The sequence below is a fragment of the Pseudomonas sp. Pse79 genome (assembly GCF_024519615.1).
GTDB lineage: Bacteria > Pseudomonadota > Gammaproteobacteria > Pseudomonadales > Pseudomonadaceae > Aquipseudomonas > Aquipseudomonas veronii.
Genome location: NZ_JALJRR010000018.1, coordinates 1 through 24592, shown reverse-complemented (window position 1 = coordinate 24592; position 24592 = coordinate 1). Strand labels below are relative to the sequence as shown.

Sequence of the window (24592 nt, the reverse complement as noted above, 5' to 3'; positions counted from 1 at the left end):
AGTGCGACGGCGCACCAGTGCAACGCAGCCGCACGCACTCGAGCGTCGGGCGTTGCGCGCAAACCCGCGACCTACACGCCCGCGCCCTACTTGGCATGACTCTCGCTTAGCCTCTTGCGTGCAGGATTCATCACAGGTTCGCGGCACCACAATTTGCAATGGCTGACTAGGGTTCCGGCTCGCGAAACGCGAGTGGCTGGTCCGAGAGTCGGCGACCTCCAGTTGAGGTTACACGGCGGGATAAAAGCCCGGGAGACAAGCCACCGTTCACGGTGCCGCGTTGCTCCTGCTCGCCCTCGATCAACTGGAGAAGCCCCATGCCCTCAATCCGTTTACCCGCCCTGCTCGCCGCCGCCTTTGCTGCTGTGCTGAGCGTCCAGACCCAGGCCGCCGTCAAAGACCACTTCAGCGTGTGCTGGACGATCTATGCCGGCTGGATGCCGTGGGAGTACGCCGGCAGCCAAGGCATCCTCGACAAGTGGGCCAAGAAGTACGGCATCACCATCGACGTGGTGCAACTCAATGACTACGTCGAGTCCATCAACCAGTACACCGCCGGCCAGTTCGACGGCTGCACCATGACCAACATGGACGCCCTGACCATCCCCGCCGCCGGTGGCGTCGACAGCACCGCGCTGGTGGTCAGCGACTTCTCCAACGGCAACGATGGCGTGGTGATCAAAGGCAGCGGCAAGACCGTCGCCGACCTCAAGGGCATGAACGTCAACCTGGTGGAACTGTCGGTGTCGCACTACCTGCTGGCCCGCGCGCTGGAGTCGGCCGACCTCACCGAAAAAGACCTGAAAGTGGTCAACACCTCCGACGCCGACATCGCCGCTGCCTTCAACACCGACCAGGTGCAAGCGGTGACGACCTGGAACCCGATGCTCTCTGCGATCAACGCCAAACCCGGCGTCACCCAGGTGTTCGACTCCAGCAAAGTGCCCGGCGAAATCATGGACATGATGGTGGTCAACACCCAGACCCTCAAAGACAACCCGGCCCTGGGCAAAGCCCTCACCGGCGCCTGGTTCGAAGTGGTCGCCCTGATGAACGCCAAAGGCGCCGCCAGCAGCGAAGCCCTGGAACACATGGCCAAGGCCTCGGGCACCGACCTCAAGGGGTTCCAGTCGCAACTGGACACCACCAAGTTGTTCGCCACGCCCAAGGAAGCCCTGGCCTTCGCCACCAGCACGCAGTTGCCAGCGACCATGCGCAAGGTCGCCGAGTTCTCGTTTGAACACGGCCTGCTCGGCGAAGGGGCCAAGGACACCAGCGCCGTGGGCATGAGCTTCGCCAATGGCGTGACCAGCGGCGACAAGGCCAACCTCAAGCTGCAGTTCGACCCCCGCTACGTGCAGATGGCCGCCGACGGCACGTTGTAAGAGGACCCGGCCATGCGCCTGATCAACCGTCATCCGGACCGCTCCAGCCGCCTGTTGTTGGTGCTGCTGCCGTTCGCCCTGCTGCTGTTCGCCTACTTCGTGGGCTCGGCCGAGCGCCTGGCGGATAACCCCAACGACAAACTGCTGCCCAGTGCCGGGCAAATGCTCGAGGCGGTCAAGCGCCTGGCATTGAGCGCCGACAGCCGCACCGGCGAATACGTGCTGTGGCAGGACAGCGCGTCGAGCCTGCGCCGCCTCGCGCTCGGCCTGGGCATCAGTGCCCTCGCCGGCCTGTGCCTGGGCACCGCCGCCGGGACGTTGCCATTGTTCGGCGCGCCGTTGTCGCCGTTGCTGACGGTACTGTCGATGGTGCCGCCGCTGGCGATCCTGCCGATCCTGTTCATCGTGTTCGGCCTGGGGGAATTGTCCAAGGTGATGCTCATCGTCATCGGCGTCACCCCGTGCCTGGCCCGCGACCTGGAACAGCGCGCACGCGAAATTCCTGTGGAACTGCTGGTGAAGGCACAGACCCTCGGCGCGTCGACCTGGACCCTGATGCTGCGCGTGGTGTTGCCACAACTGTTGCCGCGCCTGCTGATCTCACTGCGGCTGATGCTGGGCTCGGCGTGGTTGTTCCTGATCGCCGCCGAAGCCATCGCCTCCACCGACGGCCTGGGCTACCGGATCTTCCTGGTGCGCCGCTACCTGGCGATGGACGTGATCCTGCCCTACGTGGTGTGGATCACTCTGCTCGCCTGGCTGATGGACTGGGGCCTCAAGGCCCTGACCCGGCGCGCGTTCCCCTGGTATGAAGGAGCGCGGGCATGAGCTTTATCAGCGTCAACAATGTGTGGCAGCGCTACGGCGATCAGGTGGTGCTGGAGGGTTTGAATCTGCAGGTCGCCGAGGGCGAATTCTGCACCCTGGTCGGCACCTCCGGCTGCGGCAAATCGACGTTTCTGCGCCTGCTGCTGGGCCAGGAAACCGCGAGCAAGGGCCACATCCTGCTCGACGGCCAACCGCTGGCCGGCGAACCGGATGCCAGCCGTGGCGTGGTGTTCCAGCGCTACTCGGTGTTCCCGCACCTGAGCGTGCTCGACAACGTCGCCCTCGGCCTCGAGCTGCCGCGCGCGCCGTTGCTCGGACGGCTGTTCGGCAAAGCCAAAAAAGCCGCGCGCGAACAGGCCGCCGCGCTGTTGCACAAAGTCGGCCTCGGCCACGCGTTGGACAAGTACCCGGCGCAGCTCTCCGGCGGCATGCAACAACGCCTGGCCATCGCCCAGGCCCTGATCATGAAACCGCGCGTCTTGCTGCTGGACGAACCCTTCGGCGCCCTCGACCCGGGCATCCGCAAAGACATGCACCAGTTGCTGCTGGAGCTGTGGCGCGAAACCCGGCTGACGGTGTTCATGGTCACCCACGACCTCAGCGAAGGCTTCAGCCTCGGCACGCGCCTGCTGGTGTTCGACAAGGTCCGCGTCGACCCCCACGCCCCCGGCGCCTATGGCGCCCGTATCACCTACGACATCCCTTTGAACGGCGAGCGGCGCAAGGCGCTCGCCGCCGAACTTGGAGCGACTTCCAAATGACCGATTCGACTCAACTGTTCCCGCCGTTCGCCGAAGAAATACTGCCCGGCGGCGGCCACCGCTCCTTCGTGCTCAAGCGCGGTCAACTGCTGCGCCTCACCGACCTGCGCGGTGGCGCCAACGTCAGCCTGACCCTGCTCAACGCGAACGAAAAAACCGAACGCCTGAACCTGCCCGACAGCCTCAAATGCCAACACACCGCCAAGCTCACCCGCGGCCATTGCCTGTACTCGGACATGGGCCGCGTGCTGGCCGCCATTACCGCCGACACCTGCGGCTGGAGTGACAGCATCGGCGGCGTGCTGTGCGCGGCCGAGGTGGCCGAGAAGTACGGCCAGGGGCGCTATCAGGAACTGCGCAACGGTTTCTATCGCAACGGCACCGACAACCTGCTGGTGGAATTGGGCAAGTGGGGCCTGGGGCTGTCCGACCTGCTGATGACCCTCAACCTGTTCAGCAAAGTCAGCGTGGACGACAACGGTGGCCTGCACTTCGTACCGGGCAATTCCAAGGCGGGCGACTACATCGAACTCTACGCGCCGATGGACACCCTGGTGGTGCTCACCGCGCTGCAGCATCCGATGGACCCCAACCCCGACTACGCCCCGCAACCGCTGAAACTGAGCTGGATGAACGCCGACCCAAGCGTCGCCGAACACTGCCGCACCTCGCGCCCGGAAAACGCGCGCGGTTTTATCAACACCGACCGTCTGTTCGCCTGAGGAGCTGCCATGTCTATCGCACTGAAACAACCCGACACGGCGGTGTACCGCGCCACCATTCCCGCCGGCGAGCCGTGGCTGATGGAGGTCAAGGCCGGACAGACCCTGCGCATCCTTGACCTGGAGGGCAACCAGGCGGTCGACACGCTGTTCTTCAGCGTGAAAAACCCGCGCGAGCGCTACGACGTGCAACGCACCTTGCGCCGCCAGAACAGCGTGTACCTGGGCGCCGGCAGCGTGCTCTATTCCAACCTCGGCCAGCCGATGCTGACCCTCGTCGCAGACACCTGCGGGCGCCACGACACCCTCGGCGGCGCCTGCGCCCAAGAGAGCAACACCGTGCGCTACGCCCTGGAAAAACGCTACATGCACAGCTGCCGCGACAACTACCTGCGGGCCTGCGTCCATGACGGTCGCCTGGGCAAACGCGACATTGGCCCGAACATCAATTTCTTCATGAATGTGCCGGTCACGGCCGACGGCGGGTTGACCTTCGAAGACGGCATTTCCGCCCCCGGCAAGTACGTCGACCTGCGCGCCGAGATGGACGTGATCGTGCTGATCTCCAACTGCCCGCAATTGAACAACCCGTGCAACGCCTACAACCCGACGCCTGCGGAGTTACTCGTATGGAACTGACACTCAAGCGCTTGCGCAGTTGGTTATTTGCACTCTGCCAGGCCCGAGCCGGGCAGTGTCTTCAAAACCGCTGAACCCTGTGGGAGGGGGCTTGCCCCCGATGGCGGCAAGTCAGCCAAACACGCACCCACTGGCTCACCACCATCGGGAGCCCCTCCCACACTCACGACACGCACTGCGGACGACCGCAGTGCTCCTTCACTTTGCGGGACGGCCCGCAGGGTTTTGCCATGTTCGAAAAACTCTTGATCGCCAACCGTGGCGCCATCGCCTGCCGCATCCTGCGCACCTTGCGCGAGCTGCATGTAAAGGGCGTCGCCGTGTACGCCGAAGCCGATGCGGCCAGCCTGCACATCCAACACGCCGACGAAGCCTACAGCCTCGGTGAAGGCGCCGCGGCCGGCACCTACCTGGCGGTGGACAAAATCCTCGCCATCGCCAAGGCCAGCGGCGCCACGGCGATTCATCCCGGCTACGGCTTTCTCTCGGAAAACGCCGCCTTCGCGCAAGCCTGCGAAAACGCCGGCATCGCCTTTATCGGGCCGACCCCGCACCAGCTGCGCGTATTCGGCCTCAAGCACACCGCACGGGCGCTGGCCAAGCAACACCACCTCCCCTTGCTCGAAGGCAGCGAACTGCTCGACAACCTCGACGCCGCCATGCTCGCCGCCGACCGCGTGGGCTACCCGGTCATGCTCAAGAGCACCGCCGGCGGCGGCGGCATCGGCATGCGCGTATGCCGCCACGCCGCGGAGTTGAACGAGTGCTTCGACGCCGTCAAGCGCCTGGGCCAGAACAACTTCAGCGATGCCGGCGTGTTTATCGAGAAGTACATCGAGCACGCTCGCCACCTGGAGGTGCAGGTGTTCGGCGACGGCGCGGGCGAGGTGATCGCCCTTGGCGTGCGCGATTGTTCGGTGCAGCGGCGCAACCAGAAAGTCCTCGAAGAAACCCCGGCGCCGAACCTGCCCGAAGGCATGGCCGAGGCCCTGTGCTCGGCCGCCATCACCCTGGCCAAGGCGGTCAACTACCGCAGCGCCGGCACCGTGGAATTCATCTTCGATAGCGCAGACAGTCGCTTCTACTTCCTGGAAGTGAACACGCGGTTGCAGGTGGAACACGGCGTCACCGAACAGGTGTGGGGCGTGGACCTGGTGCGCTGGATGGTGCAACTGGCGGCGGGAGAGATGCGGCCATTGAGTGAGTTGGCGTTGAAGCCCCAGGGCCATGCGATCCAGGCACGCTTGTATGCGGAAGATCCAGGCCGCGATTTCCAGCCGAGCCCGGGGCTGTTGACCTGCGTGGATTTTCCGCAGGCCGAAGGCTTGCGCATCGACACTTGGGTTGAAGCCGGTTGTGAGATCCCGCCGTACTTCGACCCGATGATCGCCAAGCTCATCACCTGGGCGCCCACCCGCGAACAGGCGCGCCTGGATTTGCATCGCGCCTTGAGCGACAGCCAGCTCTACGGCGTGGAAACCAACCGCGATTACCTGCGCCAGATCCTGCTGGCCGCGCCCTTTGCCGGTGGCCATCCGTGGACGCGCTGCCTGGAAGATCTGGTCTACGTTGCCCACACGTTCGAAGTGCTCAGCGCGGGCACGCAAACCAGCGTGCAGGACTATCCCGGACGCCTCGGTTATTGGGCCGTGGGCGTACCGCCATCGGGGCCGATGGACAGCCGCGCGCTGCGCCTGGGCAATCGTCTGCTGGGCAATCGCGAAGGCGCGGCAGCCTTGGAGATCACCATGAGCGGGCCGCTGTTGCGCTTCAACTGCGCCGCCGTGGTGGCGGTGACCGGGGCGGATATTCCGCTGCTGCTGGACGATCACCCCGTGCCGATGAACACCGCGCTGCGGATCGAAGCCGGATCGCTGTTGAACCTCGGCACCCTCGCCGGGGCCGGCGCGCGCAGTTACCTGTGCCTGCGCGGCGGGCTGCAAGTGCCGGACTACCTGGGCAGCCAAAGCACCTTCACCCTGGGCCAGTTCGGCGGGCATGGCGGGCGCGCGTTGCGCGCGGGCGACGTGCTGCATCTGTTGCCGCTGGTCGACGTCACCGCAGGCCGGCAACTGGTCGCGCAACCGCTGGCGCAGGTCCGCACGCTACGGGTGATTTACGGCCCCCATGGCGCGCCGGAATACTTCCGGCCCGAGTACATCGACACCTTCTTCACCACACAGTGGGAAGTGCATTTCAACTCCAGCCGCACCGGCGTGCGGTTGATCGGCCCCAAGCCGTTGTGGGCGCGTACCGATGGCGGCGAGGCCGGGCTGCATCCGTCGAATATCCACGACAACCCTTATGCGATCGGCGCGGTGGATTTCACCGGGGACATGCCGGTGATCCTCGGGCCGGACGGGCCGAGCCTGGGTGGGTTCGTGTGCCCGGTGACGGTGATCGAAGCCGACCTGTGGCAACTCGGGCAACTCAAGGCCGGCGACAAGCTGCGCTTCGAAGCGGTGAGCCTCGAGACCGCCCGCGATCTCGCGCTGAAATGGGATCAAATGCCGGAGCCAGGCTTGCCCGCGATGCAGGCGACGCGCGCTCACAGCAACACCGAGGCGATGCCATCGCGAGCAAGCCCGCGCCCACATTGGCCCGCGTCGCCTGTGGTGTTGGATATCGGCCAGGAAGATACGCGTCTGGTTGCCCGATTGGCCGGCGACACCCACCTGCTGCTGGAAATCGGCGCGCCCGAGCTCGACCTGGTGCTGCGCTTTCGCGCCCACGCGCTGATGCAGGCCCTCGAAACCCACGCACGGCACGGCGTGATCGACCTGACGCCGGGCATCCGCTCGCTGCAGGTCCACTACCAGCCGGAACAATTGCCCCTGGCCGACCTGCTGGCGCTGATCAGCGGCGAATGGACGGCCGTGTGCGCCACGCCCAACCTGCAAGTGCCTTCGCGCATCGTCCACCTGCCGCTGTCCTGGGATGACCCGGCGTGCCAGTTGGCCATCGACAAATACATGACCACCGTGCGCAAGGACGCGCCGTGGTGCCCGAGCAACCTGGAGTTCATCCGCCGCATCAACGCCCTCGCCGACCTCGACGCGGTGCGCCACACCGTGTTCGAAGCGAGCTATCTGGTGATGGGCCTGGGCGATGTCTACCTCGGCGCCCCGGTGGCCACGCCGCTGGACCCGCGTCATCGCCTGGTGACCACCAAATACAACCCGGCCCGCACCTGGACCGCCGAGAACTCGGTGGGCATCGGCGGCGCGTATTTGTGCGTGTACGGCATGGAAGGCCCCGGCGGTTATCAGTTCGTCGGGCGCACGTTGCAGATGTGGAACCGCTATCGCGAAGTCGCGGCCTTCGACGGCAAACCGTGGCTGCTGCGGTTTTTCGACCAGATCCGCTTCTACCCGGTGAGTGCCGAAGAACTGGTAAAGATTCGTCGGGACTTTCCGCTGGGGCGCTTTGCGTTGCACATCGAGGACAGCGTGTTGAACCTGGCGGACTACCAGGATTTTCTGGCGCGTGAAGCCACCGGTATCGATGCGTTTCGTGAGCACCAGCAACAGGCGTTCAATGCCGAGCGCGAACGCTGGATCGCCAGCGGCCAGGCGCACTTCGACAGCGAGGAAGCGCCAGCGCCGCTCGCGCAGGACACGCCGCTGAAGGCCAACGAGCACAGCATCGACAGCCATATCGCGGGCAATCTGTGGCAGGTCCGGGTGGCGGTGGGCGAACGCGTTGCGGCCGGCGATGTGCTGGTGGTGCTGGAGTCGATGAAAATGGAGATTGCGCTGCCGGCGCCGTTCGCCGCAGTGGTGCGGGAAATCACCGTGCAGCCCGGCAGCGCGATTGGCGCCGGCCAGCGGGTCGTGGTGCTGGAACGGGACTGAGCGGCGCTGTATCGTGCAGGGACCTTCGGCGCCCTGCCCGATCCAGCCTGAACCGAACGATGACCACAGCCACCCTCTGCCCCGCCTGCGGCGCCCGCAACGACTGCACCCTGGCCGACCCGCGCACCGCCGACCAGACCTGCTGGTGCTACAGCGTCACCATCGACCCGGCGGTGCTCGAAGCCCTGCCCGATGCATTGCGCAACCAGGCCTGCCTGTGCCCGCGCTGTGCCCAGGTCGATGCACAGTTGCGCGGGGCTGAGCCGTTGTAATGCGGGTTGATCGATTCCTCAGCAACCTGCCGCGTTTCAATCGCCAGCAAGTGCGCCTGCTGTTGGTGGAACGGCGGGTGAGCGTCGATGGCGGGCCCGTCAGCGATCCTCACCACGAGGTGCGCGAATTCAGCCGGGTGTGCGTGGACGATGAGGTGCTGCAGGCGGGTAAACCGGCGCGCTATTTCATGCTGCACAAACCCCAGGGCTGCGTCAGCGCCACCTGCGATCCCCAGCACCCGACCGTGCTGGATTGGCTGGACGAACCGGACAAGGACGAGCTGCACATCGCCGGCCGCCTGGACTTCAACACCACCGGGCTGATGCTGATCACCAACGACGGCCAGTGGTCGCGGCGCCTGACGCAACCGACCACCAAACTGCCCAAGGTCTACCTGGTGGAGACCGAACAACCGATCGGCGCGGAATACGCCGCCACCTTCGCGGCGGGCGTGTATTTCGCGTTTGAAGACCTGACGACTCAACCGGCCCAGCTGGAGCTGTTGGCGCCTCGCCTGGCACGCTTGAGCATCATCGAAGGTCGCTATCACCAGGTGAAGCGCATGTTCGGGCACTTCGACAACAAGGTGCTGCGCTTGCATCGGGAACGCATGGGGCCGCTGGCGTTGGATGACGCGCTGGCGCCCGGTGAGTATCGAGCGTTGAGCGCCGATGAAATCCGCCAGGTCTGACGACCGTTCGGCCGGTGATGGCTAAAACCCATCCCTGCGACTTGCGACATCCCGAACCGACTGCTTGAATCAAAACGTCAGCCAAAAGATGACTGGCGAGTCGCCTATAACCTCCAAGAAACACCTTGCCGCGCCCGCGCTTGATCCACGGGCCTTCCCGGCAAACAACCCGCCCTGGTAACACCCGTCGGCCAGCCGTCATCGGCGCGACATGGGCGCTCATCTTCAAGGCGTATGCCTACCTGTCACAAAGCTCGTGCAGAGTGATCTGCGCGCCCTACCCGCTTGCCAGGAGTCTTACGACATGAGGCCAGAAATCGCTGTGTTGGATATACAGGGTCAGTATCGGGTTTACACGGAGTTCTATCGCGCGGACGCGGCTGAAAAGACCATCATCCTGGTCAACGGCTCCATGGCCACCACGGCCTCCTTCGCCCAAACCGTGAAAAGCCTGTACCCGCAGTTCAACGTGGTTTTGTACGACCAGCCCTACGCCGGTCGCTCCAAAATCCATAACCGCCATGAGCAGATGCTGACGAAGGAAGTCGAAGGCCAGATCCTCCTGGAACTCATCGACCACTTCGCCGCCGAACACGTGTTGTCCTTCTCCTGGGGCGGCGCCGCCACCCTCGTCGCCCTCGCCCAGCGCCCGCGCCGCGTGGAAAAGGCGGTGATCAGCTCGTTCTCGCCGGTGATCAACGCGCCCATGCGCGACTACCTCGAACGCGGCGTCGACTACCTCGGCAAGCTTGACCGCGACCGCGTCGGCCACCTGGTCAACAGCACCATCGGCAAACACCTGCCGTCGCTGTTCAAGCGCTTCAACTACCGCCACGTCAGCAGCCTGGCCGAGCATGAATACGGGCAGATGCACTTCCACATCAGCCACGTACTCAACAGCGACCGGCTGTGCTACCTCAAGGCCGCGCGCCAGATCACCGTGCCGGTGCTGTTCATGAACGGTGAATGGGACGAATACACCAGCGCCGAGGATGCCCAGCAGTTCGGGCAATACGTGCCAAACAGCAGCTTCAGCACGATCCAGGCGACCGGGCATTTTCTGGACATGGAGCACAAAGCAGCCTGCCGCGACAGCCGCGACGCCGTGGTCGGCTTTCTGAAGCCCACGCGGCAGACCAGCCGATTGCGCTATCACCAGGGCCAGGCGCAGCATGCCTTTGCGCTCTGAAACACAGCCGACTGTAGGAGCGAGCATGCCCGCGCCTACAGTCGGTCGGCTCGTTGCCTACGCAAACACGCGCAACCTGCACATTTCTCAAAGAAAAACTTCAAATCGCGGCGCACATCTGGTACAAAGTCAGCCGCTCTGAGCGGGTGTCGTATAATGGCATTACTCCAGCTTCCCAAGCTGATAACGAGGGTTCTAATAGGACACCCCGTTTTGTGAGCAAAGAAATATGTGTAATGCGGGTATAGTTTAGTGGCAAAACGAAAGCTTCCCAAGCTTTAGTTGAGGGTTCGATTCCCTCTACCCGCTCCACAACACAGCACCACGCCCCAGCAAATATGGATTGCCCCTCCCCTCATCCCTGATCAGCATTCCCTCCATCCCGGCCTACTTTCCAATCGCACAGCCCCTCCCCTCCGTGCCAATGAACGACCATCCGCGATCACATTAGGTTGTGAATAAAGAAACTCTGAAAACGCACGCCAAACGGTCAACTATCGGACACAGTGAATACGCGCTAGGCAGTGAGACCTGCATGAGGCAGGAAATCATAGATTACCTACGCCGCGCATCAGACCAAAGCCATCGTGTGAACTCAAAAAAGGTTCGGCCTGGAAGATCAATATCGTCTGCTGGAAGGTCAGCAGATTCCAACGCAGCGCGAAAGCGTTGCCATTGCTCTCTGGCTATCTCCGTGGACTGGATCATCATCTTCCTCTCCATGCTTTTATCTCCTTTATGCCGCTTTACATGGACTGTTACGGCTCAAGCCGAAGCAGCATTCATCATATTCGCTTTACCGAATATTCGCTAAAGCGTATATTCGATTTTCCATATACATCGAGTTCAACCATGAGCCCTGCGATCAAAGTGCTTTTCGTATGCGTTGCCAACTCAGCCCGCTCCCTGCTTGCAGAGGCTTTGCTGCGGCACACCGACCCGCGCTTCGAGGCCTTCAGCGCAGGATCCGAACCGTCTGAGGTTGATCCGCGCACGACTCAAGCATTGGAGGCAGTTGGAGTCGATGCAACGGGCCTGCGCAGCAAGTCCATCAGCGAGTTTCAAGCTGATCGATTCGATTACGTAATCACTCTTTGTGATAAATCCGCAAGCGAGTGCCTACCAATGCCCAGTGCAGGTGAAGTCATTGCCTGGGACTTTCCTGACCCAGTAAATAGCGATGATCCCGGCGCATTTCGCCACACGCTCCACGACATCCACGAGCGAATCAAGCTCTTCGTTTTGCTTAAGACCAAACACTTGGAGGATCTATGACAGACCCCATGAACCCCATCACGCTATTCAAGTGCCTGGCAGACGACACCCGAACCAAAATTACGATGCTCGTCGTGAGTGAAGGCGAGTTATGTGTCTGCGAGCTGACAGCCGCTCTTGAGATGAATCAGCCCAAAATTTCTCGTCACTTGGCGCTGCTTCGTTCAGCAGGCTTGCTGATGGATCGTCGCCAGGGTCAGTGGGTGTACTACCGCCTGAATCCCGATTTGCCTGCGTGGGTAACTGCGGTTTTGAAAGAAGTCGTAGACGCCAATCAGCAATGGCTGGAAACCGAGACTAAACGCCTGTGCGCTATGAACGACCGTCCGATCAATCAGGCCGTGTGCAGTTGATTCACGCCCAACCGGATTAACGAAATGCTGATTGCCGTATTGATATTTATCGCCACCATCGTACTCGTCATCTGGCAGCCCAAGGGGCTCGGAGTTGGTTGGAGTGCCACGTTGGGTGCCATCGTGGCGTTGCTGGCAGGCGTCGTTACTCTTGCAGACATACCCGAGGTCTGGCGCATCGTCTGGAATGCTACCGGGACTTTCATTGCGGTCATCATCATCAGTTTGCTGCTTGATGAGGCAGGCTTTTTCAAATGGGCTGCGCTGCATGTGGCCCGATGGGGAGGCGGGAGCACCCGCAAGCTGTTCGCATTTATCGTCCTGCTGGGCGCAGCGGTGTCGGCCCTGTTCGCCAATGACGGAGCAGCATTGATCCTCACACCCATTGTGATCGCGATGTTGCTGGCGTTGCGTTTTTCTCCTGCGGCTACTTTGGCATTCGTCATGGCCGCCGGTTTTATCGCCGATACGGCGAGCTTACCGCTGGTGGTTTCCAACCTGGTCAACATCGTTTCTGCCGACTACTTCGATATCGGCTTCAACGAATATGCTTCGATCATGGTGCCGGTAAACATCGTCAGCGTGGCGGCGACATTAGCCATGCTGCTGTGGTTTTTCCGCAAAGATTTACCAAAGACCTATGACCTCAACCAACTGGACAATCCGGACGAGGCAATCCACGACCGGGCCACTTTTGTAGCCGGCTGGTGGGTGCTGGCACTACTCCTGATCGGCTTCTTTGTCATTGAGCCATTGGGGGTACCAATCAGCGCCATTGCAGCGGTCTGTGCATTCATTCTCTATGTCATCGCGGCTCGTGGTCACGCCATCAACACAAGCAAGGTGCTCAAAGAGGCGCCATGGCAGGTGGTGATTTTTTCTTTGGGTATGTACCTGGTTGTTTATGGCCTGAAGAACGCCGGCCTGACCGACCACATCGCGCAAATCCTGAACGTGTTCGCCGGTTATGGCGTTTGGGGCGCATCCCTGGGTACAGGGCTGCTAACAGCGTTGCTGTCATCGATCATGAACAACATGCCCACCGTTCTGGTAGGCGCCTTATCCATTCATGCCGCCGAAGTCGATGGTGTAGTCCAGCAAGCGATGGTTTACGCCAATATCATCGGCTGCGACCTGGGCCCGAAGATCACCCCAATTGGGAGCTTGGCCACTCTGTTGTGGCTGCACGTGCTGGCCCGGAAAAACATAACGATCAGTTGGGGTTACTACTTCAAGACCGGGATCGTGCTGACCGTGCCCATCCTCGTCGCCACATTGTCCGCCCTGGCACTGCGCCTCAGTTTCTGAATCAAGGAATCATCTGATGAAAGTCTTGTTCATGTGCACCCACAACAGCTGCCGCAGCATTCTGTCCGAGGCGCTTTTCAACCACTTGGCACCCGAGGGTGTAGAAGCCGTCAGCTCAGGAAGCTTTCCCAGTGGCCGGGTGAATCAACGGGCATTGCAAACGCTGGAGGCGGCGGGTATTTCCACGGTGGGCTTGAGCAGCAAGGCTTCGGATGCTTTTGAAGGCTCGCCTCCAGACATCGTGATCACTGTCTGCGACCGGGCAGCGGGTGAAGCATGCCCAATCTTCTTTGGGCCAGCTTTGAAGGCGCATTGGGGGCTGGCCGACCCGTCTGAGGCTAGCGGGTCGGAAGCCGAGATCACCGCAACGTTTGAAGCCACACTGGCCAAAATTCACGAACGCGTGAGTGCGTTTCTTGCACTGCCGCTCAAGACCATGAGCCCTGACCAACTGAAAGCTGAACTGAACCGCATCGGTTCGCTTTAAAGATCAACCGAGGCGGCGTCCTAGCCGGCGCCGTGGTAGGAGTTTATATGCAAGATACATTGCCGAACGTACACACCGACCTGATCGACATTCCGTCGTTGGAGCAACTGGAGCCGCGTACACCGTCACTCCATAAGCCTCGAATTCTGCTTTTGTACGGATCGACGCGAGAGCGCTCTTTCAGCCGGTTAGTCACGCAAGAGGCGGCACGCCTGCTGAATGAGTTTGGCGCTGAAACCAAGATCTTTGACCCATCGGGTCTGCCGCTGCCGGATGACGCTCCCGATACACATCCCAAGGTCGCTGAGCTGCGCGAGCTGATGCAATGGTCTGAGGGGCAGGTGTGGTGCTCCCCTGAGCGTCACGGCTCGATGAGTGCAGTATTCAAAGCCCAAATTGACTGGGTTCCGCTGGCGATTGGCGCTGTACGACCTACGCAAGGCAAAACCCTTGCTGTGATGCAGGTCTGCGGCGGCTCGCAATCTTTCAACGTGGTCAATCAGTTGCGCGTACTGGGTCGATGGATGCGGATGTTCACCATCCCAAACCAATCTTCGGTGGCCAAGGCGTTCACCGAGTTCGACGAGGTAGGCCGCATGAAGCCGTCCTCGTACTACGACCGACTGGTGGACGTGATGGAAGAGCTAATGAAGTTCACGCTGCTGTTGCGGGGTCGCCAGGACTACTTGGTTGATCGCTACTCCGAGCGTAAAGAGTCCGCTGAAGAGCTGTCCAAGCGCGTCAACCAGCGCTCCATTTAACGTCACCGCGAGGAAACTGTATGAGTCAGATAACGATCTACCACAACCCGCAATGTGGCACCTCTCGCAACACCTTGGAGCTGATCCGCAACAGCGGAGAAGAGCCGACTGTTATCGAGTACCTACAGACCCCACCTGACCGCACCACGCTTGTCAGGTTGATCAAGGATATGGGTATCGAGGTGCGGGCCCTGCTTCGTATCAAAGGCACTCCCTACGAGGAGCTGGGACTCGGTGATACGTCACTTAGTGATGATCAGCTCATCGATGCCATGATGGCTCACCCCATTCTGATCAATCGCCCCATCGTCGTGACGACCTTGGGTACACGCTTGTGTCGGCCTTCAGAGGCAGTCCTCGACCTTCTGCCGCAAGAGCAGCGCGGCAGCTTCGTCAAAGAAGACGGACAAGTCGTCATTGATGAGAATGGCCGCAGGGTTTAAACCAATGTGAAGCAGATGGGCCTGGAGGGATGCTGGTGAATCAAAACTCGAAATTTGATGCAGTGGTCATTGGCGGTGGCCAATCCGCGCTCACCGTTTGCATGAGGCCTAATTGCCGGCTGGCCAATGGCAGCTTTAGCATCCTCAACATATGAGCTAGATCAGTTGGGTTCAAACTTGGTTCGCTATACTGTCTACCGCCCAACATCGACTCAAGGTTTTCCCATGGCTCCTTCGCCCAGCGACCAACGAGATGTAGTCATTATCGGTGGGGGGCAGTCAGCCTTGGCGGTAGCGTATTTCCTGCGCCGAACTCAACTTTCGTTCGTCATCCTCGACGCCGAGGAAGAGCCCGGTGGTGCATGGCGGCATGGCTGGAACTCGCTGCGTTTATTCTCCCCGTCCACTTGGAGTTCGATCCCAGGCTGGATGATGCCTCCTGCGCAGGAAGGGTATCCAACGCGAAATCATGTGATCGACTATCTCAGCCAATATGAGCAGCGCTATCAATTCCCGGTTGAGCGCCCGGTTCGGGCCGTTTCTGTAGAGCGTATAGAGTCTGGCTTACGAGTGCGTTCTGACGCCAAGTATTGGGATGCCAAGATTGTAATCAGCGCTACCGGCACTTGGAGCAATCCGTATATCCCTCACTACCCTGATGCCGAGTTATTCGCCGGTCGGCAATTGCATTCCGCGAACTATGTCGATGCACAAGCGTTTGCTGGCAAGAAGGTTTTGGTGGTGGGTGGTGGCAATTCAGGAGCGCAGATTTTGGCAGAAGTCTCCAAGGTCGCTGAGACCACTTGGGTGACTCCTACCGAGCCGGTGTTTTTGCCTGATGAAGTGGATGGGCGGGTGCTATTCGAACGTGCCACTCAGCGCTTGAAAGCTCAGCAGGAGGGGCGTGTCATTGATCAGCCCGTCGGCGGGTTGGGAGACATTGTCATGGTGCCGCCAGTTGTAGACGCCCGTGAGCGTGAAGTTCTCAAGTCTGTACGCCCTTTTGAACGCTTCACTCGCGACGGTGTGATGTGGGCCGACGGCTCCGAATCTGCAGTGGACGTGGTGATCTGGTGTACCGGATTCAGGCCCGCACTTCAGCATCTTGATTCGTTGGGGGTGATCGACACTGAAGGTCGTGTTGAGGTCGACGGCACTCACTCGATCCTGGAACCAAGACTATGGCTGGTGGGCTATGGCGAGTGGACAGGTTCGGCTTCCGCCACACTGATCGGTGTAACACGCACAGCACGCAGCACAGTCAATGAGATCGCGACCTATCTTGACGAGCCGTCCGTGGCCTAGTGCGCCTACACCCCAGGAGTAGAGGACATGAATGAAATGATCGTGCGCTGGCCGGAGCGCAATCCCCGCCTGTTTTTAGCGGTTGCAGCGCTTGTCTGGTTCGGATTGTATGAAGCCCTGATACCTGTTTCAGAGGTTTTGGTCGCAGCGCTTCCGGTTGATCGAAATAGCCACCTTGGAGGCGCCTTACAGTTTTTTTTCTACGACACGCCCAAAGTGTTGATGCTGTTGACTGGCATCGTGTTCTTGATGGGCATGCTCAACTCCCACTTCACGCCTGAACGCACCCGCGCAATATTGGCAGGGCGAAGCGAGGGCACGGCCAATGTCATGGCGGCCTCGCTCGGTGTGTTTACCCCATTTTGCTCGTGCTCAGCCGTTCCTCTTTTTATAGGTTTTGTTCAAGCTGGCGTGCCCCTGGGGGTAACGTTCTCCTTCCTCATTTCTGCGCCCATGGTGAATGAGGTCGCGCTGACACTGCTGCTTGGCTTGTTCGGCTGGAAAGTTGCGTTGCTGTATCTCAGCCTAGGGTTGTTTATTGCGATTGTGGCTGGCTGGGTCATTGGCCGCCTGAAAATGGAGGCCTATCTGGAAGATTGGGTTCGTGACATGCCGAGGATCCAGGCAACTGCCGGGGACACCCGCATGCCCCTGTATGAGCGGATAAGTGCCGGGTTTGGCAGCGTGCGTGAAATCGTCGGAAAAGTCTGGCCTTACATCCTCGCCGGTATTGCCATTGGCGCGGGCATTCACGGGTATGTGCCAGAGGATTTCATGGCCAGTTTCATGGGCAAGGAAGCCTGGTGGTCGGTTCCGCTCGCGGTTCTTATCGGCATCCCCATGTATACCAATGCGGCAGGCATCATCCCCATTGTGCAGGCACTACTCGCAAAGGGCGCGGCACTGGGCACTGTGCTGGCCTTCATGATGAGTGTCATCGCTCTATCTCTTCCGGAGATGGTGATTTTGCGCAAGGTGCTTAAAGTTCGCCTGATAGCCACCTTCATTGGGGTCGTCGCCGTCGGCATTCTCATCGTTGGTTACGTCTTCAACTTCGCTTTGTAATCCACCTACCGAGGTTTTTATGAAAGACATCAAGGTTCTGGGCACCGGTTGTGCAAAATGCAAATCGACAGTCGCCATCATCGAACAAGTGGCGAGTGCGAAAGGCATCCCCGTAAAGCTGGAAAAAATCGAAGACATGCAACAGATCGTCAGCTACGGGGTCATGTCCACCCCGAGTGTTGTGATTGATGGAAAGGTTGTTCACTCAGGAGGCATCCCGACCCGTGACAAGGTTGAAGAGTGGCTCAGCGCTTAGAGGGACTAGAGGCTCCTCAGGCCACAGTGGGGTGACCGCTGCTGGCTGAGAACGCAGCTCGCCTACCTACACACCTACACAACCTTCGTACCTCCTTGTCCATTAAGGGTTCGATTCCCTTCACCCGCTCCACTCAGATATTGGTCTCGCGTCAGGATGGTTTTGACGGGGGATGTAAAAAACCGGTCCTTGGTGGCCGGTTTTTATGGGTGAAATATAGAGTCGGGCGCTTCAAAGCCTCGGAAGCCTTCAAAATAAACACCGCAAAACATGTACAAAACAATATTTTTGTACAACTATCAGTCCTTGAACCTCAGCACCCCGCCCCACTCGATCAAGGAGCCGGTCCATGGCACGCCTACTGGTTTCACTGCTTCTGGTATTGAGCCTGTGCAGCTGCGGCAACGTAGAGGTCGACCACTACGCCGACCAGCAACCGCAGTTGGACCTGGAGCGTTTCTTCAGCAAACCCGTCAAGGCCTGGGGCATATTCCAGAAGCGTTCGGGGGAAGTGACCAAGCGCTTTGAGGTGGATATCGCCAGCCGACGCGAGGGCGATGCGTTGATTCTCGACGAGCGTTTTCTCTACAGCGATGGCACGCGCCAGCAGCGGGTGTGGACGTTAACACCGGATGGCCCTGGGCGCTGGCGCGGGCGCGCGGGGGATGTGGTTGGCGAGGCGATTGGCGAGGTGGCCGGCAACGCATTGCGTTGGCGCTACCGCCTCAACCTGGCGGTGGATGGCTCGGTCTACGAAGTCAGTTTTGACGACTGGATGTACTTGATGGACGAAGACACGTTGATCAACCGGTCGAGCATGTCCAAGTTTGGCGTCGAATGGGGCCAGGTCACGCTGTTCTTTCGTCGCCAATGAACGACCCACTGCGAGGCTGAATCATGAATATGCAAATGCTGACCGAACTGGCCGTAAAGGGTGAGATACGCGAGCTGGAGCTGCTGTCGCTGGAGGGCGGTTTCTACATCGCACGCGTCAGGCTCGAGCATACGGCGATGACGCTGCTGGACGAGGATGCGAAACCGATGCGTATCGGCTCCACCACGCATTTGCGCGACCTGTTGCAACGGGTTCCGGCGTTTCCTTGTGTGCTGGTGCAGCACTGCGTCCACGATGAAATGTGCGGTACACGTGAAGGCCCCATCGGTGCGTTGCGTATTCCGTTTACGTTGGCCCAGTCCTTCTAGGGTGCATTTCATTCTTTGGCTGGCCTTCCCCTTGGTATGGGTGGCCTGGAAAGGGAAACCTACCGCACGCGATCCTGTGCCGCTTCTGTCAGTAACACCTCCTACACGCTAATTCTCTGCTCCCCACACTCCAAGTCAACGTCGACGGACAGATTCAAACGTCCATAGATCTGAAGATCAGCGGTCCCGACAACCGCTTTTATATACATATAAAATATGCATAATTAAAACCTTCAGAATTCAATATGACGCCGCGAAAAACACACTCAATAAAGCAAGCACAACGGCTTGAGCCGGGCGGATACGGAACCGGTGTTTTATGACGAATCAGCATTGGTATGGCAAACCCATGACCATGACGAGTATCGCTGGTGCATCATCGGGAAGGACGCGAAAGGAAGAATATTGGTGGTCGCCTATACCTATCGGGACCCGAACTTTGTGAGACCTATCAGCGCAAGACTCGCATCCAGAAATGAACGACCGGAAGTATCTGGAGGCTTGAATCATGAAAGACGAATACGACCTCAGCACCACTAAACGCGGCGCTGTCGCCAGCAGTAAAGGCAAAACCCGGATCACCATCATGCTCGACGACTCAGTGATCAAGGCGGCTCGCGAAAGGGCTGAAAACGCCGGTACGGGTTACCAGACCGTCATCAACAACATTCTTCGGCAAGCGCTGATTTCTCAGGATGTTCATGATCTGGCGCCCACGCCTAAAAAACCGCTGAAGACACTTCAGGTCATCAACAGCGGAATCAGTCAATCCGAAGTGGAGGCGCTGGAACAGCAATTGATCGCCGTTGCAGGAGAGCTGAATCGCGTGTTGGGTACGCCTAAGTTCGGCAAACAGAAAAACAAACCCTCGCTGTGATAGATAAAGCCCTACGCCCTTCCAAATAAAGACAGCGAGGGGCAAGGCGAACAAGCACCGACGGCCGTAAGCCAAACCCGCTTAAACCTCGTTTCTTAAACTCCTTCGCACCTCCCACACCAACGGCAACGTCACCAGCAACATCCCCGCCAACACCATCACCGCCACCGGCACGCCCAGCGCATCGCCTACGCCCCCCATCAGCACCGGCGCCAGCGCTCCGCCGCCAATGGTGCCGGTGTAGAACAGCGCAAAGGCCCGTTCCCGTTTGCCGGGGCTGACCAGGTCCGGCACGGCGCCGTACAGCACCGACGAGGTGCCATTGAGCACCAGCCCCAACACCGGCAACATCAGCATCAGCCCAACCAGCGGCAGATACAGCGCGGCGACGATCAGCAGCGCCGTGCTGGTTTCCGTCAGCCAGACGGTTTTCATCATGCCGATACGCACGCCGAGATAGCCGCAGAACAGTTTGCCGAATGCACCGCCGATGAACAGCAGCGTCAACGCCAGGCCGATACCGGCCGTGCCCGCGCCTTTGGCTTGCAGCAGGAACGGCAGGAAGGTGAGAAAACCCATTCGCACGGCGCTGTCGATAGTGCCGGTAAGGATCAATGCGCGCAGGCCGGCGGCGGAGCCTGTTGCGGTGCAAGGCTGGGGCTTGGTTGTGGATGCGGCTGCGTGTGGCTGACCGGGGATCAGCCACCACAGCAACCCCGCCGCCGCCAGGCCGAGCAGCCCCAACAGTGTGGCGCTGGCCCGCCAACTGATCAGCGTGAGCAACAGGCCAACCAGGCCGGGAATCAGGGTTTTGCCGATGTCGCCGGAAAAGTTGTAGTGGGCCAGCGCTTGCTTGACGCCACCACCCTCCTCATACGCGTCCGTGATCATCGAGGAAGCCAGCGGGTGCTGGGTGCTGGCGCCCAGGCCGCCAAGCAGCAGCGCCAACAACAGCACGGTCAACCCGCTGGCTTGCCCGGCCAACAGGTAAGCGACACCCGCCAGCACGGTGCCGCCCACCAGCATCGGAGTACGCCCCCAGCGTGTGGCGGCGCGGCTGGCCATCAGTTGGAACACGGCCATCATCCCGGAATAGGCGCCGCGCAACAGGCCGATCTGGACGTAGGACAAGGCGAATTGCGCTTGCCAGATAGGCAGCAGAACGTAGATCACATCGGTGAGGCCATCGTGTACGGCATGGGCGCTGCAGCCGGCGATGAGCGCGCGGCGGCGGGTGGATGTTTCAGCAGCAGGCAAAGCGACGGTGTCGTTCATGGTGTGCGGATCAATTGAGGTTTAAGGGGCTTCCAGCCAGTCAAGGCGATCAGCAACGTCAGCAGTTGGAACACGATGATCAGCGCCACACACCCGGCCCAGCCCCAGCGCTCCCAGATCAGCGCCGGGACGACGGCCCCGCAACTGCCGCCCAGGTAGTACGCGGTGAGATAGACCCCCACGGCCCCCGCCTTGTTGTCGCGAGCGCTGCCGGTAATGAACGCATTGGCGGCAGCCTGGGCCAGAAACACACTGGTAGAACTGAGCGCCAGCCCGATCACGATGCACCACAGCGACGGCATCAGGGTCAGCGCCGAGCCGCTGATGCCAAGCACCGCCGCGACACTCAGCAGTTCGGCGGGTGGGCGGGCTTTGCTCAGGCGCCCGGCGATGGGGATCACAACCAGGGCCAGCAAGAACACCATGTACAGCGTTCCCAAGGCCGCAGGCCCCAAGTTAAAAGGCGGTAGGCCAAGGTACAAACCTGCGTAGGTAAACGCCGCAACCTGGGAAAACAGCACGCAAAAACCTACGGCATACGCCGCGACCAAGGGTTTGCGAAACAGCCCCGACGAAAACGCTTCAACCTGCATCGCTCGCGGCCGACCGGCGGGCAGCAGAAACTGGATAAACCCGCCCACCATCAGGCTCAACACGGCCAGCAGCTCAAAGGCTTCGCGCCAGCCCACGTACTCGGTCATCACACCGGTGACGAACCGCCCCGCGAACCCTCCCAACACGGTGCCCGCAACATACAGGCTGGTGACTTCAGTGACCGTCCCACCACGCCAGCGCTCGCCGATATAGGCCACGCTGGTGGCGAATACCACCGGAATCAACATGCCTTCGACAAAGCGCCACATCAGCACTTCGGCGAAGCTATCGGCATAGGCAGTCATCAACGTCGGCAGCGCCAGCAGCAGCGCGGCCGTGCTGATCACGCTGCGCGGCTCCAGGCGTGCGGTCAGGCGGCTGACGAAAGGTGCGGTGATCGCCACCGCCAGCGTGGTCACGGTGATGCTCCAGCCCGCCGTCCTGGCGCTGATCTGAAAGTGCGCGGCAAACGTCTGCAGGATGCTCTGGGTCGCATACAGGTTGAGAAACGCCGCGCAGCCACACAGGAACAGGGCAAGGCGGGCACAATGCAGGCGCGCGTTCATGAAACCTCTCGTTTTATTTTGAAAGGTCTTTATAGAATGGCGGGCGGGGCTTAAACCAATACCGAATTCGCACCGATTGATACCCAAGGATCAGGATGCTCGACCTACGCAAGCTGCGTTACTTTCTGATGGTCGCCGAAGAATTGCATTTCGGCCGCGCCGCCCTGCGTCTGCACCTGGCCCAGCCGCCATTGACCCGGCAGATTTCCGCGCTGGAGGCAGAGCTGGGTTTCAAACTGTTCGATCGCACCAGCCGCACGGTCGCCCTCACCGCCCAGGGCCGGGCGTTTTTGCCCTATGCCCGGGGTGTGCTGGAACAGGTCGAATTGGCCCACGTCATCGCCGGCAAACTCGCGGCCGGAACGGCCGGGCAATTGGCGTTGGGGTATGTCAGTTCAATCGCCCTGTCGGATCTGTTCAGCCAGGCGATCCAGGCTTTCGCGCAACGCTTCCCGGATGTGCAATTGACCCTGGTGGAATGCGCCTCCGGCAGCCTCGGCGCGCAGGTCGCCGATGGGCGGCTGGATATCGGCTTGAGCCGGCTGTTACCGCAAAACGACCACGTGCAGGCGCTGTCGCTGGGCGAAGAGCGGCTGGTGGCGGCGGTATCCAGCGACAGCCCGCTGGCCGAGCAGGCAACCGTCAGCCTGGCGCAGCTCTGCGCGTACCCGGTGATACTGTTTCCCGCGGACTATGGGTCAGGACTGAACCAGACCGTCGAGCAGCTTTATCGCCAGCATGGCGTGCCCCTGCGCGCGGGGCCAACGGGGCGCCAGATCACCTCGATCATCGCCCTGGTGGCCGCCGGGCAAGGGGTGGCCTTGGTGCCGGCCTGCACGCAGAGCTTGATGAACAAGGGCGTGACGTACAGGCCGTTGGTGGAGGTGGATGCATGTGCGCGGTTGTTGGTGCTGACCCCGACTGAAAGACCGAGTGCATTGGTTGATGCGTTTCTCTCCGTCATCGGAGAAGCGTCACTCCTGCGAAAACCCCAGTAATACCTCTGACCGACGCCCGTCCTGCGCGCTCATACGCTTGATTCGCCCCCCACCGAACTATCGCTCACCGACCGCGGGTAGGTAGAGTGTTGATAATTTATCTTCAGTGGTTATAGCCACCACCAACACACACCACAAGGAGGTGCTGTGGATAGCCGATATTTAATAGGCCATATCGTCGCCGACGGCTGGTATCTGGTGCGCGTCAGAGGTAGCCATCACCCCTTCAAGCACCCGACGAAACCGGGGCTGGTGACAATTCCTCATCCGAAAAAGGACTTGTTGGACAAGCCCGCCAAAAGCATGTTGAAACAGGCTCTGCTGAGTTAACTGTCCTTGGAGGACAACGAACATGCTGTACCCCATCGCAATTTCTACTGGTGACGAAGACCATGCCTGGGGCGTGGAAGTCCCGGACATTCCTGGTTGCTACTCCGCCGGTGACGACTTGGACGACGCCATGGCCATGGCCCGTGAAGCGATTGAAGGCCACTTCGAAATTCTCGCCGAAGACGGTGCGCCGATTCCCAGCGCGCAGAAAGTCACCCTGCATGCAGCCAACCCCAAGTACGCCGGTTGCATGTGGGCAGTGGTGGACATCGATGTCACCAAATACCTGGGCAAGGCGCAGAAACTCAACATCACCCTGCCAGGCTATTTGCTCAATCGTATCGATGAATACGTACTGCACCATCCCGAGGAAAAAAGCCGTTCGGGGTTCCTCGCGTCCGCAGCGCTCAAGGTGCTGCAACTGGATCGATAGCGGCATCTGAATGCCGCCGACAGACTCGTTCCGGCGGAATTTGACCGCAAGAAACGTAGTTTGCCTCCAGGCCGATGGAACTACCGTAGCGCTGTACCCTTTTACGTCCGTTCTTCGAGGAGCCCGTTGATGGCCTACGAATACACACTCATGCCCTCCCCCGTCGGCGAACTGACCCTGGTGTCCCGCCACGGCAAACTCAGCGCCATCCTATGGGAAACAGAGCGCGCGAACCGTGTACGCCTGGGGGAATTGCACGAAGTAAAAGACAACCCCGTGCTGTTGGAAACCGAGCGCCAGTTGCAGGAATATTTCGCCGGAGCCCGTCATCGGTTCGAGCTGGAGCTGGACTTCACCGGCACCGACTTTCAGAAACAAGTCTGGCAGGCACTGCTGACCATCCCCTTCGGCGAAACCCGCAGCTACAGCCAGATCGCCCAGCAGATCGGCAACCCGAAAGCCGTGCGCGCCGTGGGCGCGGCCAATGGGCGTAATCCGATCTCGATCATTGCGCCGTGCCATCGAGTCATTGGCGCATCGGGCGGCTTGACCGGGTTTGCCGGCGGGCTTGCGGCCAAGCAGTATCTGCTCGCACTGGAAGGCACAGGCCAGGCGGAACTGCGGGTCTGAGTGCGCCGGCGACCAGGACCGACTTGAACCCGGCATAAAAATCTATGGTCACCCCCATTTTTGCAATACTGATCAACGGGTGGTGTGGTTG

The 24592-nt window shown here is 60.5% G+C and carries 27 protein-coding genes, 1 tRNA gene, 1 pseudogene and 1 riboswitch; of the genes and pseudogenes, 27 read left to right on the top strand and 2 right to left on the bottom strand.

What is annotated here, in order from left to right; all coding sequences use genetic code 11:
• The first annotated feature begins 155 nt into the window (after positions 1-155).
• Positions 156-257: riboswitch (guanidine-I (ykkC/yxkD leader) on the top strand.
• 60 nt (positions 258-317) lie between these two features.
• From NR164_RS21175 to NR164_RS21065, 23 genes and pseudogenes are all read left to right on the top strand, one after another.
• A complete protein-coding gene (locus NR164_RS21175; protein ID WP_256823231.1) occupies positions 318-1385 on the top strand; it encodes a putative urea ABC transporter substrate-binding protein in 1068 nt (355 codons plus the stop codon).
• A gap of 12 nt (positions 1386-1397) precedes the next feature.
• Positions 1398-2213 (top strand): ABC transporter permease, encoded by an 816-nt coding sequence (locus NR164_RS21170; RefSeq protein WP_256823230.1) that lies wholly within the window; start codon positions 1398-1400, stop codon positions 2211-2213.
• Positions 2210-2974 carry an ABC transporter ATP-binding protein gene (locus NR164_RS21165; protein WP_017844886.1) on the top strand — a complete coding sequence of 255 codons (765 nt, stop codon included), beginning with the start codon at positions 2210-2212 and terminating at the stop codon, positions 2972-2974. The genes NR164_RS21170 and NR164_RS21165 overlap by 4 nt, the downstream gene beginning before the upstream one ends.
• Positions 2971-3696, top strand: coding sequence for an urea amidolyase associated protein UAAP1 (locus NR164_RS21160; protein WP_017844885.1), 726 nt, complete (start codon positions 2971-2973; stop codon positions 3694-3696). The genes NR164_RS21165 and NR164_RS21160 overlap by 4 nt, the downstream gene beginning before the upstream one ends.
• Before the next feature lie 9 nt (positions 3697-3705).
• Positions 3706-4335 (top strand): urea amidolyase associated protein UAAP2, encoded by a 630-nt coding sequence (locus NR164_RS21155; RefSeq protein WP_256823229.1) that lies wholly within the window; start codon positions 3706-3708, stop codon positions 4333-4335.
• Positions 4336-4565: 230 nt separating this feature from the next.
• A complete protein-coding gene (uca, locus tag NR164_RS21150) occupies positions 4566-8189 on the top strand; it encodes an urea carboxylase (RefSeq protein WP_256823228.1) in 3624 nt (1207 codons plus the stop codon).
• Positions 8190-8248: 59 nt separating this feature from the next.
• Positions 8249-8461 (top strand): cysteine-rich CWC family protein, encoded by a 213-nt coding sequence (locus tag NR164_RS21145; RefSeq protein ID WP_046384387.1) that lies wholly within the window; start codon positions 8249-8251, stop codon positions 8459-8461.
• Positions 8461-9153: a pseudouridine synthase gene (locus NR164_RS21140; protein WP_256823227.1), complete on the top strand. Its 693-nt coding sequence runs from the start codon at positions 8461-8463 to the stop codon at positions 9151-9153. The genes NR164_RS21145 and NR164_RS21140 overlap by 1 nt, the downstream gene beginning before the upstream one ends.
• Positions 9154-9457: 304 nt before the next feature.
• Complete coding sequence (locus tag NR164_RS21135) at positions 9458-10342, top strand: alpha/beta fold hydrolase (protein WP_046384388.1); 885 nt, start codon at positions 9458-9460, stop codon at positions 10340-10342.
• 238 nt (positions 10343-10580) lie between these two features.
• A tRNA-Gly gene (locus NR164_RS21130) sits at positions 10581-10654 on the top strand.
• A gap of 540 nt (positions 10655-11194) precedes the next feature.
• Positions 11195-11617, top strand: coding sequence for an arsenate reductase ArsC (locus tag NR164_RS21125; protein ID WP_079443034.1), 423 nt, complete (start codon positions 11195-11197; stop codon positions 11615-11617).
• Complete coding sequence (locus NR164_RS21120; RefSeq protein ID WP_017844877.1) at positions 11614-11970, top strand: metalloregulator ArsR/SmtB family transcription factor; 357 nt, start codon at positions 11614-11616, stop codon at positions 11968-11970. Before NR164_RS21125 ends, NR164_RS21120 begins: the two co-directional genes overlap by 4 nt.
• A gap of 24 nt (positions 11971-11994) precedes the next feature.
• The gene (locus NR164_RS21115; RefSeq protein ID WP_017844876.1) at positions 11995-13278 is read left to right on the top strand and encodes an arsenic transporter; all 1284 of its coding nucleotides are present in this window, start codon (positions 11995-11997) and stop codon (positions 13276-13278) included.
• A 16-nt stretch (positions 13279-13294) separates the two neighbouring features.
• A complete protein-coding gene (locus NR164_RS21110; protein ID WP_177032268.1) occupies positions 13295-13765 on the top strand; it encodes an arsenate reductase ArsC in 471 nt (156 codons plus the stop codon).
• Positions 13766-13812: 47 nt separating this feature from the next.
• A complete protein-coding gene (gene arsH / locus NR164_RS21105) occupies positions 13813-14526 on the top strand; it encodes an arsenical resistance protein ArsH (RefSeq protein ID WP_017844875.1) in 714 nt (237 codons plus the stop codon).
• A gap of 20 nt (positions 14527-14546) precedes the next feature.
• Positions 14547-14969, top strand: coding sequence for an arsenate reductase (glutaredoxin) (arsC, locus tag NR164_RS21100; protein WP_256823226.1), 423 nt, complete (start codon positions 14547-14549; stop codon positions 14967-14969).
• Between the two features lie 225 nt (positions 14970-15194).
• Entirely contained in the window at positions 15195-16274 is a 1080-nt protein-coding gene (locus NR164_RS21095; RefSeq protein ID WP_079443033.1) for an ArsO family NAD(P)H-dependent flavin-containing monooxygenase, read from the top strand.
• Positions 16275-16301: 27 nt separating this feature from the next.
• A complete protein-coding gene (locus tag NR164_RS21090) occupies positions 16302-17339 on the top strand; it encodes a permease (protein WP_079443032.1) in 1038 nt (345 codons plus the stop codon).
• Between the two features lie 19 nt (positions 17340-17358).
• A complete protein-coding gene (locus tag NR164_RS21085) occupies positions 17359-17595 on the top strand; it encodes a thioredoxin family protein (RefSeq protein WP_017844871.1) in 237 nt (78 codons plus the stop codon).
• A 349-nt stretch (positions 17596-17944) separates the two neighbouring features.
• Positions 17945-18469 (top strand): DUF3833 domain-containing protein, encoded by a 525-nt coding sequence (locus tag NR164_RS21080; protein WP_046384389.1) that lies wholly within the window; start codon positions 17945-17947, stop codon positions 18467-18469.
• 23 nt (positions 18470-18492) lie between these two features.
• The gene (locus tag NR164_RS21075) at positions 18493-18798 is read left to right on the top strand and encodes a DUF6482 family protein (RefSeq protein ID WP_017844869.1); all 306 of its coding nucleotides are present in this window, start codon (positions 18493-18495) and stop codon (positions 18796-18798) included.
• Positions 18799-19021: 223 nt separating this feature from the next.
• Positions 19022-19303, top strand: a pseudogene (locus NR164_RS21070) (BrnT family toxin).
• A 3-nt stretch (positions 19304-19306) separates the two neighbouring features.
• The gene (locus tag NR164_RS21065; protein ID WP_256823224.1) at positions 19307-19675 is read left to right on the top strand and encodes a BrnA antitoxin family protein; all 369 of its coding nucleotides are present in this window, start codon (positions 19307-19309) and stop codon (positions 19673-19675) included.
• 81 nt (positions 19676-19756) lie between these two features.
• Here the strand turns inward: NR164_RS21065 and NR164_RS21060 are convergent, their stop codons facing one another.
• Together NR164_RS21060 and NR164_RS21055 are read right to left on the bottom strand one after the other, a co-directional pair.
• Positions 19757-20950 carry an MFS transporter gene (locus tag NR164_RS21060; protein ID WP_046384391.1) on the bottom strand — a complete coding sequence of 398 codons (1194 nt, stop codon included), beginning with the start codon at positions 20948-20950 and terminating at the stop codon, positions 19757-19759.
• Positions 20947-22110, bottom strand: a complete 1164-nt coding sequence (locus tag NR164_RS21055; RefSeq protein ID WP_256823223.1) for an MFS transporter — start codon at positions 22108-22110, stop codon at positions 20947-20949. Before NR164_RS21055 ends, NR164_RS21060 begins: the two co-directional genes overlap by 4 nt.
• 95 nt (positions 22111-22205) lie before the next feature.
• Between NR164_RS21055 and NR164_RS21050 the strand changes: the two genes are divergently transcribed.
• The 4 genes from NR164_RS21050 to NR164_RS21035 all read left to right on the top strand — a co-directional run bounded on the left by NR164_RS21050 (position 22206) and on the right by NR164_RS21035 (position 24501).
• Positions 22206-23108 (top strand): LysR family transcriptional regulator, encoded by a 903-nt coding sequence (locus NR164_RS21050; protein ID WP_046384393.1) that lies wholly within the window; start codon positions 22206-22208, stop codon positions 23106-23108.
• A 147-nt stretch (positions 23109-23255) separates the two neighbouring features.
• Positions 23256-23438: a type II toxin-antitoxin system HicA family toxin gene (locus NR164_RS21045; protein ID WP_108526025.1), complete on the top strand. Its 183-nt coding sequence runs from the start codon at positions 23256-23258 to the stop codon at positions 23436-23438.
• Between the two features lie 22 nt (positions 23439-23460).
• The gene (locus NR164_RS21040) at positions 23461-23871 is read left to right on the top strand and encodes a type II toxin-antitoxin system HicB family antitoxin (RefSeq protein ID WP_256823222.1); all 411 of its coding nucleotides are present in this window, start codon (positions 23461-23463) and stop codon (positions 23869-23871) included.
• Positions 23872-24000: 129 nt separating this feature from the next.
• On the top strand, positions 24001-24501 hold the full coding sequence (locus NR164_RS21035; protein ID WP_256823220.1) for a methylated-DNA--[protein]-cysteine S-methyltransferase: 501 nt from the start codon (positions 24001-24003) through the stop codon (positions 24499-24501).
• Positions 24502-24592 lie beyond the last annotated feature (91 nt).

Excerpts from the sequence above, each read along its gene's own strand:
- NR164_RS21175 (WP_256823231.1), top strand. The coding sequence starts at position 318 with ATGCCCTCAATCCGTTTACCCGCCCTGCTCGCCGCCGCCTTTGCTGCT.
- NR164_RS21170 (WP_256823230.1), top strand. The coding sequence starts at position 1,398 with ATGCGCCTGATCAACCGTCATCCGGACCGCTCCAGCCGCCTGTTGTTG.
- NR164_RS21165 (WP_017844886.1), top strand. The coding sequence starts at position 2,210 with ATGAGCTTTATCAGCGTCAACAATGTGTGGCAGCGCTACGGCGATCAG.
- NR164_RS21160 (WP_017844885.1), top strand. The coding sequence starts at position 2,971 with ATGACCGATTCGACTCAACTGTTCCCGCCGTTCGCCGAAGAAATACTG.
- NR164_RS21155 (WP_256823229.1), top strand. The coding sequence starts at position 3,706 with ATGTCTATCGCACTGAAACAACCCGACACGGCGGTGTACCGCGCCACC.
- uca (WP_256823228.1), top strand. The coding sequence starts at position 4,566 with ATGTTCGAAAAACTCTTGATCGCCAACCGTGGCGCCATCGCCTGCCGC.
- NR164_RS21145 (WP_046384387.1), top strand. The coding sequence starts at position 8,249 with ATGACCACAGCCACCCTCTGCCCCGCCTGCGGCGCCCGCAACGACTGC.
- NR164_RS21140 (WP_256823227.1), top strand. The coding sequence starts at position 8,461 with ATGCGGGTTGATCGATTCCTCAGCAACCTGCCGCGTTTCAATCGCCAG.
- NR164_RS21135 (WP_046384388.1), top strand. The coding sequence starts at position 9,458 with ATGAGGCCAGAAATCGCTGTGTTGGATATACAGGGTCAGTATCGGGTT.
- NR164_RS21125 (WP_079443034.1), top strand. The coding sequence starts at position 11,195 with ATGAGCCCTGCGATCAAAGTGCTTTTCGTATGCGTTGCCAACTCAGCC.
- NR164_RS21120 (WP_017844877.1), top strand. The coding sequence starts at position 11,614 with ATGACAGACCCCATGAACCCCATCACGCTATTCAAGTGCCTGGCAGAC.
- NR164_RS21115 (WP_017844876.1), top strand. The coding sequence starts at position 11,995 with ATGCTGATTGCCGTATTGATATTTATCGCCACCATCGTACTCGTCATC.
- NR164_RS21110 (WP_177032268.1), top strand. The coding sequence starts at position 13,295 with ATGAAAGTCTTGTTCATGTGCACCCACAACAGCTGCCGCAGCATTCTG.
- arsH (WP_017844875.1), top strand. The coding sequence starts at position 13,813 with ATGCAAGATACATTGCCGAACGTACACACCGACCTGATCGACATTCCG.
- arsC (WP_256823226.1), top strand. The coding sequence starts at position 14,547 with ATGAGTCAGATAACGATCTACCACAACCCGCAATGTGGCACCTCTCGC.
- NR164_RS21095 (WP_079443033.1), top strand. The coding sequence starts at position 15,195 with ATGGCTCCTTCGCCCAGCGACCAACGAGATGTAGTCATTATCGGTGGG.
- NR164_RS21090 (WP_079443032.1), top strand. The coding sequence starts at position 16,302 with ATGAATGAAATGATCGTGCGCTGGCCGGAGCGCAATCCCCGCCTGTTT.
- NR164_RS21085 (WP_017844871.1), top strand. The coding sequence starts at position 17,359 with ATGAAAGACATCAAGGTTCTGGGCACCGGTTGTGCAAAATGCAAATCG.
- NR164_RS21080 (WP_046384389.1), top strand. The coding sequence starts at position 17,945 with ATGGCACGCCTACTGGTTTCACTGCTTCTGGTATTGAGCCTGTGCAGC.
- NR164_RS21075 (WP_017844869.1), top strand. The coding sequence starts at position 18,493 with ATGAATATGCAAATGCTGACCGAACTGGCCGTAAAGGGTGAGATACGC.
- NR164_RS21065 (WP_256823224.1), top strand. The coding sequence starts at position 19,307 with ATGAAAGACGAATACGACCTCAGCACCACTAAACGCGGCGCTGTCGCC.
- NR164_RS21060 (WP_046384391.1), bottom strand. The coding sequence starts at position 20,950 with ATGAACGACACCGTCGCTTTGCCTGCTGCTGAAACATCCACCCGCCGC.
- NR164_RS21055 (WP_256823223.1), bottom strand. The coding sequence starts at position 22,110 with ATGAACGCGCGCCTGCATTGTGCCCGCCTTGCCCTGTTCCTGTGTGGC.
- NR164_RS21050 (WP_046384393.1), top strand. The coding sequence starts at position 22,206 with ATGCTCGACCTACGCAAGCTGCGTTACTTTCTGATGGTCGCCGAAGAA.
- NR164_RS21040 (WP_256823222.1), top strand. The coding sequence starts at position 23,461 with ATGCTGTACCCCATCGCAATTTCTACTGGTGACGAAGACCATGCCTGG.
- NR164_RS21035 (WP_256823220.1), top strand. The coding sequence starts at position 24,001 with ATGGCCTACGAATACACACTCATGCCCTCCCCCGTCGGCGAACTGACC.